Origin of the sequence: Celeribacter sp. (assembly GCF_048266405.1) — a bacterium.
Classification (GTDB): Bacteria; Pseudomonadota; Alphaproteobacteria; order Rhodobacterales; family Rhodobacteraceae; genus Celeribacter.
On the sequence record NZ_JBLWZO010000001.1, the window covers coordinates 746,371 to 761,528 of the forward strand.

Here is a 15,158-nt window from a genome sequence, read left to right on the forward strand (position 1 = left end):
CGGCGCTCTCACCAAAAGCTCTGCGGGTCTATGTCGATCTGTAGGCGCACGGAACCGGGGAGTTTGACCTGCCCCACCCATGCGCTCACCGCCCGCTGTATCGGCGCGGTTTTCTCGGCCTTGACCAAAAGACGGATACGATGCCGTCCACGCACGCGCGCAATCGGCGCGGGCGCAGGGCCAAAGAGCTGCGCACCGACCTGATGCAGTGGACCTGCGCGACGGGCAAGCGCATTGCCGACGTCCATCACCTGCGCCAGATCAGGCCCCGACAGGATGATCCCCGCCATGCGCCCATAGGGCGGCACGCCTGCCATTTTGCGCTCAGCAGCTTCAGCCCGCCAAAACCCCTCTTCGTCGCCCGCAATAATCGCGCGGATCACGGGGTGTTCGGGCTGATAGGTTTGCAACAAGGCCACGCCCTTTTTCTCCGACCGCCCTGCTCGCCCTGCGACTTGGCGCATCAATTGAAACGTGCGTTCGGCGGCGCGAAGGTCTGAGCCTTGCAAGCCAAGATCCGCGTCGATCACCCCCACCAATGTAAGGTTGGGAAAATTGTGCCCCTTGGCGACCAATTGCGTGCCGATGACAATATCCGTGTCGCCCTCGGCAATGTCGCGGATGGCCTCCTTGAGCGCGCGCGCCGATCCGAACAGGTCCGATGACAGCACCGAGACCTTGGCATCGGGGAAGCGCTCCGTGACCTCCTCGGCCAGACGCTCGACCCCCGGCCCGACAGGAGCCAACCGTCCCTCAACCTGACAGTTGGGACAGGCCGCAGGTATCGGTTTTGTCTCGCCACATTGGTGGCACACGAGGCGTTTGAGAAAACGGTGCTCAACCATCCGCGCATCGCAATGATCACAGGCAATCTGAAACCCGCAGGCCCGACAGATGGTAACGGGCGCATAGCCGCGACGGTTGAGAAACAACAGGCTTTGCTCGCCAAGACCAATGCGTTTGGTCACCGCCCGCGCCAAGGCATCCGACACGAACCGCGTCGCGGGCAGCTTTTCCGAACGCAGATCAAGCGCGTGCATATCGGGCATCACGGCGGGACCAAAGCGGCTTTCAAGATCAAGCCGCCTGTATTTGCCCGCTTCAACATTGGCCCATGATTCGAGGCTCGGTGTGGCCGACGCCAACACCACCGTCGCAGAACAGAAGGTCGCCCGCAGCACCGCCATATCGCGGGCGGAATAAAGCACACCGTCCTCTTGCTTGTAGCTTTGATCATGTTCCTCATCGACCACGATCAACCCGAGGTTCTGGAACGGCAGATAGAGCGCGGACCGTGCCCCGATCACCATCTGCGCGCCACCAGAGCCCACCATCTTCCACACCCGCCGCCGCTCGGTCATGGTCACGCCCGAATGCCACTCGGCGGGCTTTGCGCCAAACCGCTCCTCGACGCGGGTCAAAAACTCCGCCGTCAGCGCAATCTCGGGCAACAGCACAAGCGCCTGACGCCCCTGCGCCAGACATTCCGCGACCGCTTCCAGATAGACTTCGGTCTTACCTGATCCCGTCACACCCTTGAGCAAGGTGGTTGAATAGCTCTGCGCCGCCACCGAGTCGCGCAGCGCCTTGGCCGCCGCCTCCTGCGCCCCGCTCAACTCTTTGCCCGCCTGCGTTGGATCAAGCCGCCCATAGGGCAGGTCGCGCGGTGTATCTTCCTCGAAAACCACACCTTGCGGCACGAGGCCTTTGATCACCGACGGCGTCACCCCCGCCGCCTCCGCCAACTCTTTGAGCGTAAAGGCCAAACCGCCATATTCGTCCAGAACGGCAAGCACCCGCGTGCGGGCCTCGGTCTCGCGCGAAGGCCGCCCCTCGCCGCGCCGATAGACCTTTTGCATCGACGGCGGGTTCATCAACCCGGGCGCACGGGTGGCAAGGCGCAGCATCGCGGCCAGAGGCGTCAGCGTGTAATCGGCCACCTTTTCGAGGAACAATCGCATCTCCTCACGCATCGGGGCCACATCGAGCACATTGGAGATCGAGCGGGCCTTGGACAGATCAAACCCGCCCTTTCCCGCGCCCCAGACACATCCCAACACCTTGCGCGGGCCAAGCGGCACCTCGACAAAGGCCCCAAGCTCGCAACCGCCCGCCGGAGCCTTGTAGTCAAGCAACCGATCAATCGGCTCACAGGTCAGCACGGCAACTAATGTGCCTTCAGGGAAAAAATGTATCGCATTCATGTCTGTTAAATAGGCCTTTTACACGAGCGGGGCCAGAACCCCTTTCTCCTTGCGCGCGTTTGCATTATGTCTTGGCCGAAATCTGGCGACATAAGGGAGCTACCCACATGAAATTTTTTGTTGATACAGCGGACGTCGATGCAATCCGTGAGCTGAACGAACTTGGTTTTGTCGATGGCGTGACCACCAACCCCTCTTTGATCAAGAAGTCGGGCCGCGACATTCTCGAAGTCACAAAAGAAATCTGCGACATGGTTGACGGCCCTGTCTCCGCCGAAGTGACCGCTGTGGATTATGACGGCATGATCGCCGAAGGCCGCAAACTTGCGACCATCGCCGACAACGTTGTCATCAAATTGCCACTGACCCTCGACGGTCTCAAAGCCTGTAAAACGCTGTCGAGCGAAGGCCACAAGATCAACGTGACCCTGTGTTTCTCCGCGAACCAAGCCCTTCTGGCTGCGAAATCCGGCGCGACCTTCATCTCGCCCTTCGTCGGTCGCCTGGACGACATCAACATTGATGGCCTCGACCTGATCGAAGACATCCGCACCATCTACGACAACTACGGCTACACCACCGAAATCCTCGCCGCGTCGATCCGCACCGTCAATCACATCTCTGATTGCGCCAAAATCGGTGCCGACGTGATCACCGCCCCTCCCGGCGTGATCAAATCCATGGCAAACCACGTGTTGACCGACAAGGGCCTCGCCCAATTCGTCGCAGACATCAAAGAAGCGGGTATCAAGATCATCTGATCTTCGACTCCACCGCCAATTTTGAGCCGCCCCTCATGTGTCACCGCATGGGGGGCGGTCTCGTCTCGGGCCTATGCAAACGCGCCACAGGGCCGCATCGGGCAAAAACATTAACCTTTAAATCATTGATCTAAACGTCGCTTCAGGGGCATATTGCCTTAACAGACCGAAAAATCGGCACCAAACGAGAAGAGCAGCATGACCAACCAATTCCCCAAAGCCATCGCGCCCTTGGACGAAGACCTGCGCGAAAAGATCATTTCCGATCCCGATCTGATCCTTGATGATCTCGACGTAATGCGCGCACTCGTCTCCGCCAATGAAAACACCGCGAGCGGCAATGTGGTCGATCTGCGCGGCATTGCGATGGACCGTTTGGAGAACCGCCTTGATCGCCTTGAGGACACCCACCGTGGCGTAATCGCCGCCGCCTACGAAAACCTCGCAGGCACCAACCAGATCCACCGCGCCGTTCTGTGCCTGCTCGAAGCGCGGGATTTCAAAGACTTCCTGACCCGCATTGGCCAAGATGTCGCGGACATCCTGCGCGTTGATGCCGTCAAACTTCTGCTTGAGACCGAAGTGGACGAAGACATCCCCGCGCTACGCAGCCTTGGCGATGTGATCGTCACAGCCGAGCCGGGCTTTGCGAAAGCCTATGTCACCTTGGGCCGCAATGTGCCCGCGCGCACCGTGACCCTGCGCCAAGTCTCCCCCGACACCGATTTGATCTACGGCGACCATGCCAGCGACATCCGCTCGGAAGCCTGCATGATGCTCGATCTTGGTGAGGGCCGCCTGCCCGCGCTTCTGGTGTTCGGCTCCGAAGACCCGCACCTGTTCCGCCCTGCACAGGGCACTGACCTATTGTCATTCTTCTCGGGCTCCTTGGAGCGGCTCATGCGTCGGTGGTTGGAAGGATGACCCTCGCGCCCACAGGCGGGCTTCGTGCTGCTCTGGGCGACTGGCTCGACCATGAACGCGCCCTCAAAGGCGTGGCCGACAACACCATCACCGCCTACTCCACCGACGTATCGGGGTGGATGTCATTCTTGATGGCGCACCACGGCGAGGGCTTTGGCGTGGCCAAGATTGCCACTCTGACCATTTCCGACATGCGCGCATGGATGGCGCATGAACGCGGACGCGGCACGGGACCGCGCTCGCTCGCCCGCGCGCTCTCTGCGGTCAAAGGCTTCACCCGCTGGCTTGCAGAACGCGACGGGTTTGACGCCACCGCGATCCTGTCCACCCGCTCGCCCAAATACCAACGCAAACTGCCGCGCCCCCTGTCGGCGGATGCCGCCCGCGATATGATCGGCACCGTTGCGATGCAACATGACGAACCGTGGATCGCCGCCCGCGACAGCGCTGTGATCACCGTGCTCTATGGCTGCGGGTTGCGGATTTCCGAGGCGCTTTCGCTCACGGGGGCAGATGTGCCCTTGGCCGAGGTGATCCGCATCGTCGGCAAAGGCGGCAAGGAACGCGTCGTGCCGGTCTTGCCCGCGGCCCGCGCCGCCGTAGCCGAATACGTGCGCCTGTGCCCCTATGATCTCGACGCGCACACGCCCCTGTTTCGCGGCAAGCGCGGCGGGGCGCTCAATCCGCGTCAAATCTCCAAAGTGACCGAAGCCGCACGGATGAAGCTTGGCCTTCCCTCCACCGTCACGCCCCATGCCATGCGCCACTCCTTTGCCACGCATCTGCTCAACGCGGGCGGCGATCTACGGGCTATCCAAGAACTGCTTGGCCACGCCTCGCTCTCCACCACACAGGCCTATACCGCCGTGGACGCCACGCGCCTGTTGGAGGTCTACGAGAACGCCCACCCCCGCGCCAAATCCGTCTGATCCCGCGCCACGTCACCTTTCAGTAACGACTTGCACGTTACGCTCGTTGCATTCGAGCAAAGGAGACCCCAATGGACCCAGAGCGCGAAGACGCCTCCATTACCCGCGTCACACAGGTCGACTTTCTGGCGCAACTGGCCGCTCTGATCGACGCCTATGACAGCGATGGAGACGGGTGGCTGACCGAGGAAGATTGGCAACGCATTGAGGACGATATGCAAAAAGCGAGCTGACCGCGTGATCTGAAGGCTTGCAACACAGCCCCGCATCGCTCATCACAGGGAACATGACACACTCTGCGCACAGCCGAAACGCCTACAGCGTCCATGCCCTTACCGCGACAGGGGCAACCCTCGCCATGTTGGCGCTGTTTTCCGCCGCCCAAGAACAGTGGAAAGCCATGTTCCTGTGGCTCCTCGCCTCCATGATCGTGGATGGCATAGATGGCCCCTTGGCGCGGCGCTTTGATGTCAAAACCCACGCAGGCCGCATTGATGGCGTGATCCTCGATCTGGTGATCGACTTTCTCACATGGGTGTTCATTCCGATCTTTGCCCTGTTCCAATCGGGCCTCTTGGCGGGGTGGACCGGATGGCTCGTAGCCCTCATCGTCACCCCCGCCTCCGCGCTCTATTTCGCAGATACACGGATGAAAACCTCGGACGGCTCGTTCGAGGGATTCCCCGGCGCATGGTCGATGGTTGTTCTTGTCTTTCTCGCGCTGGAGCCCGCGCCGTGGGTGATGGTCGCAACGATCGTCTTGCTGACCCCCGCGATGTTCCTGCCGCTGCGGTTTGTCCATCCCGTGCGCACCGCGCGGTGGCGCAAGATCACCCTGCCCGTTGCGATCATCTGGACCGGAGCGGCGGCCATCATTATGGCGGGCACCCACACCACAGGCCTTACAATCGCACTGACCCTCAGCTCCGTTTACCTGCTCGGCGCAGGGATCGCGCAGCAGATTTTTGAACGCAAAGATTGACCATAGCGACGGAAAATCGCCGCAGCGACCAATGCCCATGCGCCCTACAAAACCTGATCATTCCAACCGCGGTTTAGGCAGCATCCCGCGCCTAGCTTAGGTGCGCGGTCAGCGAAGACCAACTAAGACACAAAAAGGGCGCCACGACGGCGCCCTTTGCTTGTTCTCACATAGTCGGCAGGGCGTTAGCTCAACGCCTCGTCGCAACGTCCGCAGACCCCCGCGTGACTGTGTGTGCCGACATCGGGCAGGATTTTCCAACAGCGTTGGCACTTCTCGCCGTCTGCTTTCTCGAACACCACCGCAACGCCTTCGCTCTCAGGCATACGGAAGGCCTCCGCAGGGGCGGGATCGCCCGTCACGCTGATCGCAGAGGTGATGCACAGATCGTCGAAATCCACGGTCGCCAACAGAGCACGCACATCAGCATCGTCCACATGCACCACGGGAGCGGCTTCCAAAGACGCGCCGATCACCTTGTCTTGGCGTTGGATTTCAAGCGCGGCGGTGACCACGCGACGGGTCTTGCGGATCGCCGCCCATTTCGCAGCCAGTGCCTCGTCTTTCCAGTCGCTTGGCGTTTCGACAAAATCCTCCAAGTGGATCGAGGCGTCTTTGCCGTCGAACCGTTCGAGCCAGACCTCTTCCATCGTAAAGGTCAGGATCGGAGCCAACCACCGCGTGAGGCGATGATAGAGGATATCGAGAACCGTCCGCGCCGCACGACGCCGCGCGGTGTCGCCATCGCAATAGAGCGCGTCTTTGCGAATGTCGAAATAGAAGGCCGAGAGATCAACGGTGGCGAAGTTGAACACAGCCGTCCACACACTGTTGAAATCGAAATTGGTATAGCCGTCCCGCACCTGTTCATCCAGTTCGGCCAAACGGTGCAGAACCCAACGTTCAAGCTCGGGCATATCCGCCACATCAACACGATCGGCCTCGGTGAAATCGGCCAGTGAGCCAAGCATGTAGCGCATGGTGTTGCGCAAACGACGGTAGCTGTCAGCAACCCCTTTGAGGATTTCCGGCCCGATGCGCTGGTCGTTCATATAGTCGGACTGCGCCACCCAAAGGCGGGCAATGTCGGCCCCGTATTGCTTGATGATCTGCTCGGGCGCGATGGTGTTGCCGATGGACTTGGACATCTTGAGGCCCTTTTCATCGAGCGTCATCCCGTGGGTGATCACGTTCTTATAGGGCGCACGGCCCTTGGTGCCACAAGCCTGCAACAGCGACGAATGGAACCATCCGCGGTGTTGGTCGGTGCCTTCGAGATACACATCAGCGATGCCATCAGGAGCGCCATCTTCGCGGTCGCGCAGCACAAAGGCGTGGGTCGACCCAGAGTCAAACCACACGTCAAGCACGTCAAAGACCTGCTCATAGTCGGCAGGGTCCACGATCCCGTCGAGAACGCGCTCCTTGAAGCCATCCTCATACCAGACGTCTGCACCCTTTTCCTCGAACTCGGCCTTGATCCGCGCGTTCACGTCGTCGTTTTTCAACAAGAAGCCCTCGTCCGTCGGGATCAGGCCTTTCTTGGTGAAGCAGGTGAGCGGCACACCCCATGCCCGTTGACGCGACAGCACCCAATCAGGGCGGCTCTCGATCATCGAATACAGACGGTTGCGCCCCGACTGCGGATACCATTTGACCAACTCGTCAATGGAACGCAGCGCGCGGGTGCGGATGGTGTCGCCATAGGTGCCCATGCCGTCGTCGATCTTGCGATCTACCGATGCAAACCACTGCGGCGTGTTGCGGAAAATCACCGGCGCTTTGGAACGCCATGAATGCGGATAGGAGTGGGTCACGCGCCCACGGGCAATGATCCCGCCCGCTTCAACGAGCTTGGCAATCACAGCCGTGTTGGCCTTGCCCTCTTTGCCCTTGTGATCAATCACACGCAGATCGGCAAAGAACGGCACATGCGGTAGGAACTCACTGTCCTCGCCCACGTTGTGCGTCATCCGGTCGAGCCAGTTGCGCTTGACGAAGCACTCATAGTCGTCGGCCCCGTGGCTTGGCGCGGTGTGGACAAACCCCGTCCCTGCATCTGCGGTGACGTGGTCGCCGTCGATCATCGGCACATCGTAGTCCCAGAACCCATCCGCGCCCTCAAGACCCGCAAACGGGTGGGACAGCGTCAAACCGCCAAGCTCGTCAGCATTCACATCGCGCACACGGGTAAACTCGGTGACGCGCGATTTGCCCAAGGCATCTTCGGCCAGAGCATCAGCAAAGAGATACAAGTCACCCGGCTTGGTCCAGCTTTCTTCTTCGGTGGCATCCACGCGGTAAAGGCCATAGGCAATCTTCGGGTTGAACGCGACAGCCTTGTTCGACGGGATTGTCCACGGCGTTGTGGTCCAGATCACAACCCGCGCCGACAACAGATCGGTGGTCATGCACACGTCTGTATCGGGGAAGTCGTCCGCGAACTTGACCGCAAAGGGCACCCAGATCGTGTGCGACTTGTGATCGTGGTATTCGATCTCGGCCTCGGCCAGCGCGGTCTTTTCGACGGGCGACCACATCACGGGCTTGGAGCCTTGATAGAGCGTGCCGTTCATCAGGAACTTCATGAACTCGTCGGCAATCACAGCCTCGGCGTGATAATCCATCGTCAGGTAGGGATCGTCCCACTTGCCGGTGATACCCAGACGTTTGAACTCGGCGCGTTGCACGTCAACCCACTCGGCCGCAAAGGCGCGGCACTCTTGGCGGAAATCAATGACGGGAACGTCGTCTTTGTTCTTGCCCTTCTGGCGGTATTTCTCCTCGATCTTCCACTCAATCGGCAGACCGTGACAATCCCAACCGGGAACATAACGGGCATCAAACCCCATCATCTGATGCGAGCGCACGATGATGTCTTTGATCGTTTTGTTGAGCGCGTGACCGATGTGCAAATGACCGTTGGCATAGGGCGGGCCATCGTGCAGCACGAACGGGGTGCGCCCCTCGGCCTTGCCGCTCTCGCGCAGGCGGTCATAAACACCGATCTCTTCCCACCGTTTGAGCCAGTCGGGCTCGCGTTTGGGCAGACCCGCACGCATCGGGAAATCGGTTTTTGGCAGGTTCAAAGTGGCTTTGTAGTCGGGCCCGTTATCGGCGGGAGTGGTCGCATCGGAACACATATCTGATCGGTCCTTGAAAAGGGAGAATGGCTAAGGCTCATAGGGCGGCGCGGGTCAACCCAAGCGCCTTGTCCCGGCGGCTCAAAGGATCACGAGGTCTCAGAGCGCCGGGCTTGTAATTCGTATAATTGCGATAGCCATGAAATTCATGCGCCCGTTATAGGCAGCCAATGGCACAGGGGCAAGACCACTTGCCGCATTGCGCAGCAACGTCTTTCGCGTCACCTTCCGACCGTATAACGAGGAATGACAGATGACCAACGCACGCTCCGCCCTACCGCCAAAATTCGACATCTCGCCCGCCGACATCGATCGTGTCGTGACGCGCTTTTATGCCCGCGTCCGCGCCCATGAGGTGCTTGGCCCCGTGTTCGGGGCGCATGTGGAAAACTGGCCGGAGCATGAGGCAAAGATCGGGCGGTTCTGGCGCAATGCGATCCGCCACGAGCGGGTCTATGACGGCTCGCCGCAACGCGCCCACATGGCCGCAAATGAGGTCAAGGAGGCGCATTTCGCCATCTGGCTCGGGCTGTTTGACGAGGTCTTGACCCGTGAACTCGACGCAGACACCGCGATGAAATGGTCGGCCTTGGCACACCGTATCGGGCGGGCCTTGCGCATGGGCGTGGCCCAGCGCGACCAAGCGCCCGACGCACCACCAAGCCTGTTCTGATGCTACTGCGCCTCGTCGCCTTTGGAAAACAACCCCGTCAAAGCCCGTTTGACAAGGCTTGAAACCGAAGGCTTCGTCTCGCGCAAATAGGGCAAGGGCCGACAGACCTCCATCGCGGCCACGCCAACGCGGGCGGTCAATGCGCCATTGACGACGCCCTCGCCGAACCTGCGCGACACCTTGGCCATCACGCCGCCCCCCGCCATGGTCCCGATGAGATCATCGCCCACCGCCACCGCACCCGTGGCGACCAGATGCGTCAGTACGGTTTTCGTCACCCGCCATGAGCCAAGCGTGCCCGAACGCCCGCCGTAAATTTCCGCAATGCGGCGGATCATCCGCAAGTTGGCCGTGAGCGCGGCAAAGACATCGGCAAGGGCAAGCGGGACCAAGGCCGTAACCGTGGCCACTTGGCGTGCGGCCCCTTCAACCTCGCGACGCGCGGCCGCATCCAGCGGGGCAAGCAATTCGCGCTCGGCCAGATGCAACACGCCATCCGCGTCAAACACCTCTGACTCGCGTTCGGCAAACCGCTCGCGTCCCCACGCCAACTCATCGCGGGCTTTATAAACGTCGAGCAATTTCGCCGTCACCGCCCGCGCTGCGGTCACATCCGAATTGGCAATCGCCGTATCGGCCTCTTTATGCAGCGTATCAATGCGTTTGAGACGGGCAAAGGCCGACAGCTCCTTAATCGCGATGGCAAGCAGCACAGCGATAAACGCCCCCGTCAGGCCAAGCGCGGCATAGCCAAGGACCGGATTGCGGGCGATCAGCCCTGCCACGAAATCATAGGCACTGAGCGTCAGAACAAACACAAACAAAGTGCCCAACAGCCGCCAGAACCACCGTGCCAGTGCACTCGGCTTTTTCGCGGCGATCACCGCCACGCGCTCCATCGCAGACGGGCTGCGCAGGGGCACCAGATCGGGCACGGGATCGGCGCTTGCGGGCGTCATCTCGGGCGCATCCTCAAGCTCGATCAACACGGGACCGCTGCGTTTTTTGTCGCTCATAGCTTATCTCCGATCAGAAAATCCGCCGCGCGATCGAGACGAATGTGGGGCGGCCCCTCATGAGGGCGCAACGTCAACGGAGCAGGCAAGAACGCCATCACCTCATACGATCCGTCAAGCCACGCCTCCTCCCCCTTGCGGGCAGGTGCGAGAATATGCGCGGGGTCTTCGGGCAATTCGCCCACATAGAACGCCGCCTGTTTGCTGCCGCCCTGCCCGTCCGACACACGCCCGCGCACAAGGTCCAAGGTCTGCCCGTCATGTTCGCGGGTTTCCTCGACGGTGGCGCGCAACGCTGCGATGGACATGGCGGATGTCGCAGCACCCGAATAATCCGCACGATCACGCGCCTCGCGCACAAGCGCCTCCATAATCGCCGTCAAACGCGGGTGCTGACTGTGGTGAATGTGGTCGGCCTTGGTCGCCGCAAACAGGATTTTCTCCACCTTCTTTTGCCCCAAGAGCGACAACAACCGCCCCACCCGTCCCGGACGGAAAGCGCCGAGTATCTCCGACATGGTGCGGCGCAAGTCCTCAACGGCTTTCGGCCCCGCATGGATCGCGCCCAGCGCATCGACAAGCACCACTTGGCGGTCGATCTTGGCAAAGTGGTCACGGAAAAACGGCTTTACGACCTCGCGTTTATAGGCCTCGAAACGCCGCTCGAATTCTCGCGTCAGAGACCCGCGCCCGCCCTGCGTCTGTGGCAGGGGCGCGAAGGTCAACACGGGCGATCCCGCCATTTCACCGGGCAGCAAGAACCGCCCTGGCGTGCAATCGGAATACCCTGCCGCGCGGGCTGATTTAAGGTAGGCGGCAAAGGGATCGGCCAAGGCCTTGGCCATTGGTTCATCATGTTTGGCCTGCGCATCCACACCTGCCAAAGCATCCACAAACGCCGCCCCCTCGGGACGGGCCTGTGCGGCAGCCAAGGCTTCCGCCGACCATTCGGCATAGCTTTTGTCCATCATCGACAGATCCAAAAGCCACTCCCCCGGATAGTCGACAATATCTAGATGCACGGTGCGCGGCCCCGAAAAGGAGCCCAATAACCCTGTGGGCTGCACCTTGAACGACAGGCGCAGTTCCGACACCGCCCGCGTGCTTTCGGGCCAATGCGGCTCGGGCGCGGTCAGGGCGGCCAGATGCGCCTCATATTCAAACCGTGGCACCGTATCGTCGGGCTGCGGTTGCAGATAGGCGGCCGTAATCGCCGCCGACCCGCCCAGTTGCGGCATCCGCCCGCGATTGAGCAGGTTGGCCACAAGCGAAGTGATAAACACCGTCTTGCCCGCACGGCTCAATCCCGTAACACCCAAACGGATCACAGGTTCGAACAGAGCCTCATTCACACCGTCCTGCACCGTTTCCACACTGCGCAGGATGCGATCCGCGATATCGTTTATGATCAAGGCCTTGCCCTTCCACCGTTTGTCACCCCTTAACATAGGAGCGCGGAGAGCCCATGCAAAGGGGCCATGCAAAGCGCCGCCACGGTCTAGACCATTCCCGCACAGCGCGTTAAAGCACGCATATGCCCAGATATGCCCTTCTCATCGAATATAACGGCGCGCCCTTTTCAGGGTGGCAACGTCAAAAAGAACACCCTTCGGTGCAGCAAAGCATCGAAGAGGCGCTGCGTGTGCTTGAACCCGATTGCCCGACCATCGGCGCGGCAGGGCGCACCGATACGGGTGTTCATGCCATGGGTCAGGTTGCCCATTGCGATATGGTCAAGGAATGGGACCCGTTCAGCCTTGCTGCGGCGATCAACCAACACCTCAAGCCCAAACCCGTCGCCATCGTCAAGGCCGTGCGTGTCGAGGACGACTGGCATGCCCGTTTCTCCGCCATCGAGCGACGCTACATGTTCCGCATGATTTCGCGCCGTGCCCCCTTGGTCCATGACGCAGGTCTGGCATGGCACGTCAAACACGGCATCGATCCTGAGGCAATGCAACTGGGGGCCGACCGTCTGGTGGGCCATCACGACTTCACCACCTTCCGCTCGACCATGTGCCAAGCTCAAAGCCCCGTAAAGACGCTTGATGAAGCACGGGTCGAGGCCTTTGACTCCCCCTATGGGCAAGAGATCCGCCTCTATTTCCGCGCCCGCAGCTTTCTGCACAACCAAGTGCGCTCCTTCGTCGGCACGCTTGAGCGGGTTGGCGCAGGTCGCTGGACGCCCGACGACGTGACCGCCGCCCTTGAGGCCCGCGACCGCGCGGCCTGTGGTCCCGTTTGCCCACCCTATGGTCTCTACCTGATGGGCGTTGGCTATCCGACCGATCCGCTCGGCGTGAACAAAGGCAACCAAGAGGATGTTGTGCCACCACGGCAGGCCGACAACTCTAAATTGAACGGTTCGCCGTGAACCCGTCCCACGGTTGCCCCATTTGTGCCCAAATTGAACAGCAAAAAGGAATCAACACCAAACGGGAGACACGACATGACCTTCACCACGCTTAGCTTCGATCAAATTGCAATGGCTGCAATGACGGTGGTCGCCCTTCGCGAAGTCATGATTGTCACCCTTCCTGATCGCATCGCCGGACCAGGCGGCTGGCTCGTTGACACAGCCGCGGGGGATCACGCCTAAGAGGCGACACGCCTCAGCGGTTAGGCAATCTGCCTCAAATTTCATCACTTTGACACGCGCCTCGCTGATTGCGGGGCGTTTTGTATGATGTCGCCGTGCTGTGCGTTGTCGCGGGGGGCGTGGTTTGCTTCACTGATGTGAACGCTCCTAACCCCATGTGGCCCGACATATGTCCACCCTACCTGTCCAACTGAGCCGCCGCCTTGAGGCGCTGCTGACCCAAATCTATCCCGACTGCCCCAGCGCCGCGCTGCGCGATGAAATCATCGCCGCCTTCTGGCCCGAGGGAACGCAAATGCGAACCCGCGCCCGCGCGCCAGGGCAATCGCTGTGGTCGGAAAAAGACAGCGTGGTCATCACCTACGGAAATTCGGTGCAGGACGGCAAACACAAACCGCTCGATCTGTTGCACGACTTTTTGCGCCGCTACCTCAAGGACACGATCAACGGGGTGCATATCCTGCCGTTCTTTCCCTTCACCTCCGACGACGGCTTTGCGGTGACGGACTACCGACAGGTCAACAGCGCCTTGGGCGATTGGGAAGATATCGAGCGCATTTCGGGCGAGTTCCGCCTGATGTCCGATCTGGTCCTCAACCACGTGTCCTCCCTGTCGCACTGGTTCACCGACTACCTGCAAGGGCGCGAACCCTTTGACCGTTTCTTCGTCGAAGCCTCCCCCAGCGATGATCTCAGCACCGTGGTGCGTCCGCGCACCGCGCCGCTGCTGCGCGAGGTGGAGACCGCCAACGGGACCAAACATGTCTGGTGCACCTTCAGCCATGATCAGGTCGATGTCGATTTTCACAACCCCGAAGTCTTGCTCGAATTCCTGCGGATCATGCGGCTGCACATAGACCACGGAGTGCAGATCATCCGCCTTGATGCGGTGGCGTTCATCTGGAAAGAGCTTGGCACCTCCTGCGTCCACCTGCCCGAAACCCACGCCATCGTCCGCCTCATGCGGCTGCTGTGTGACTACGCCATCGACCCCGTGGTTCTGATCACCGAGACCAATGTGCCCAATGCCGAGAACCTCAGCTATTTCGGCAACCGCAACGAAGCCCATATGATCTACAACTTCTCGCTGCCGCCGCTCTTGCTGCACGCGCTGTTGTCGGGATCGGCCCGCCACCTCAACCACTGGCTCATGCGAATGCCCCCCGCGCAACACGGCTGCGCCTATCTCAATTTCTCCGCCTCCCATGACGGGATCGGTGTGCGCGGAGCCGAAGGACTGCTCTCGGGCGAGGAGCTTGGCGAAATGATCGGCGCGGTCACGGAGTTCGGCGGGTTGGTTTCCATGCGCGCCCTGCCCGACGGTTCGCAAAAACCCTATGAAATGAACATCACCTTTTTCGACGCTTGCAAAGGCACCATCGCGGGCGGCGAGGATGCGCTTCAGTTCGACCGGTTTATCTGCTCGCAAACCATCGTCATGGCGCTCGAAGGGGTTCCCGCCTTCTACATCCACTCGCTGTTGGGCACGCCAAACGATCACGAGGGAGTCGCCAAAACCGAGGTGAACCGCGCCATCAACCGCCATCGCTGGGACTACCCGCAGCTGCGCGAACTCTTGGAAGATGACACCACCATCCACGCCCGCACACTCAACGCGCTCAAGGAACGCATCGCGATCCGCACCGCGCACAGCCCCTTCAACCCCAACGCCACGCAATTCACCATGCAGCTTGGCGATGACATTTTCGGGGTATGGCGACAATCGCGCGACCGCAGCCAGTCGATCTTTGCCATGCACAACGTCACCGACCGCGCCGTTGACGTGCCGCTCACCTCAATCAATCTCATTGACGGTGAGGCATGGTGGGACATTCTGACAGGACAACGGATCGACGCCGCCGCCCCATCGCTTCACTTTGCGCCCTATCAATGCCGCTGGATTTCAAACCGTCCGTAAATCTATAGC

The 15,158-nt window shown here is 60.7% G+C and carries 13 protein-coding genes; 9 read left to right on the plus strand and 4 right to left on the minus strand.

The window, feature by feature from the left end; translation table 11 throughout:
- Positions 1-8: 8 nt before the first annotated feature.
- Positions 9-2,204, minus strand: coding sequence for a primosomal protein N' (locus ACN0TS_RS03820; protein ID WP_417257976.1), 2,196 nt, complete (start codon positions 2,202-2,204; stop codon positions 9-11).
- A gap of 107 nt (positions 2,205-2,311) precedes the next feature.
- Between ACN0TS_RS03820 and fsa the strand changes: the two genes are divergently transcribed.
- The 5 genes from fsa (at position 2,312) to ACN0TS_RS03845 (ending at position 5,800) form a co-directional block, all read left to right on the plus strand.
- On the plus strand, positions 2,312-2,965 hold the full coding sequence (gene fsa, locus ACN0TS_RS03825) for a fructose-6-phosphate aldolase (protein WP_417257977.1): 654 nt from the start codon (positions 2,312-2,314) through the stop codon (positions 2,963-2,965).
- Positions 2,966-3,163: 198 nt separating this feature from the next.
- Complete coding sequence (locus ACN0TS_RS03830; protein ID WP_417257978.1) at positions 3,164-3,889, plus strand: DUF484 family protein; 726 nt, start codon at positions 3,164-3,166, stop codon at positions 3,887-3,889.
- Entirely contained in the window at positions 3,886-4,818 is a 933-nt protein-coding gene (locus ACN0TS_RS03835) for a tyrosine recombinase XerC (protein ID WP_417257979.1), read from the plus strand. Before ACN0TS_RS03830 ends, ACN0TS_RS03835 begins: the two co-directional genes overlap by 4 nt.
- A gap of 71 nt (positions 4,819-4,889) precedes the next feature.
- Positions 4,890-5,051 (plus strand): hypothetical protein, encoded by a 162-nt coding sequence (locus tag ACN0TS_RS03840; RefSeq protein WP_417257980.1) that lies wholly within the window; start codon positions 4,890-4,892, stop codon positions 5,049-5,051.
- Positions 5,052-5,104: 53 nt separating this feature from the next.
- Complete coding sequence (locus ACN0TS_RS03845) at positions 5,105-5,800, plus strand: CDP-alcohol phosphatidyltransferase family protein (protein ID WP_417257981.1); 696 nt, start codon at positions 5,105-5,107, stop codon at positions 5,798-5,800.
- A 185-nt stretch (positions 5,801-5,985) separates the two neighbouring features.
- Here the strand turns inward: ACN0TS_RS03845 and ileS are convergent, their stop codons facing one another.
- Positions 5,986-8,943 (minus strand): isoleucine--tRNA ligase, encoded by a 2,958-nt coding sequence (gene ileS / locus ACN0TS_RS03850; protein ID WP_417257982.1) that lies wholly within the window; start codon positions 8,941-8,943, stop codon positions 5,986-5,988.
- A gap of 253 nt (positions 8,944-9,196) precedes the next feature.
- On the opposite strand from ileS, the gene ACN0TS_RS03855 reads away from it, so the two are divergent.
- Positions 9,197-9,616, plus strand: a complete 420-nt coding sequence (locus ACN0TS_RS03855) for a group III truncated hemoglobin (protein ID WP_417257983.1) — start codon at positions 9,197-9,199, stop codon at positions 9,614-9,616.
- Positions 9,617-9,618: 2 nt separating this feature from the next.
- Here the strand turns inward: ACN0TS_RS03855 and ACN0TS_RS03860 are convergent, their stop codons facing one another.
- Both ACN0TS_RS03860 and ACN0TS_RS03865 read right to left on the minus strand, forming a co-directional pair.
- Positions 9,619-10,632, minus strand: a complete 1,014-nt coding sequence (locus tag ACN0TS_RS03860) for a YcjF family protein (RefSeq protein ID WP_417257984.1) — start codon at positions 10,630-10,632, stop codon at positions 9,619-9,621.
- Positions 10,629-12,044 carry a YcjX family protein gene (locus tag ACN0TS_RS03865; protein WP_417257985.1) on the minus strand — a complete coding sequence of 472 codons (1,416 nt, stop codon included), beginning with the start codon at positions 12,042-12,044 and terminating at the stop codon, positions 10,629-10,631. Before ACN0TS_RS03865 ends, ACN0TS_RS03860 begins: the two co-directional genes overlap by 4 nt.
- Positions 12,045-12,166: 122 nt before the next feature.
- Between ACN0TS_RS03865 and truA the strand changes: the two genes are divergently transcribed.
- The 3 genes from truA to ACN0TS_RS03880 all read left to right on the plus strand — a co-directional run bounded on the left by truA (position 12,167) and on the right by ACN0TS_RS03880 (position 15,149).
- Positions 12,167-13,006: a tRNA pseudouridine(38-40) synthase TruA gene (gene truA / locus ACN0TS_RS03870; RefSeq protein WP_417257986.1), complete on the plus strand. Its 840-nt coding sequence runs from the start codon at positions 12,167-12,169 to the stop codon at positions 13,004-13,006.
- A 75-nt stretch (positions 13,007-13,081) separates the two neighbouring features.
- On the plus strand, positions 13,082-13,231 hold the full coding sequence (locus ACN0TS_RS03875) for a hypothetical protein (RefSeq protein ID WP_417257987.1): 150 nt from the start codon (positions 13,082-13,084) through the stop codon (positions 13,229-13,231).
- 169 nt (positions 13,232-13,400) lie between these two features.
- Positions 13,401-15,149 (plus strand): sugar phosphorylase, encoded by a 1,749-nt coding sequence (locus tag ACN0TS_RS03880; RefSeq protein ID WP_417257988.1) that lies wholly within the window; start codon positions 13,401-13,403, stop codon positions 15,147-15,149.
- Positions 15,150-15,158 lie beyond the last annotated feature (9 nt).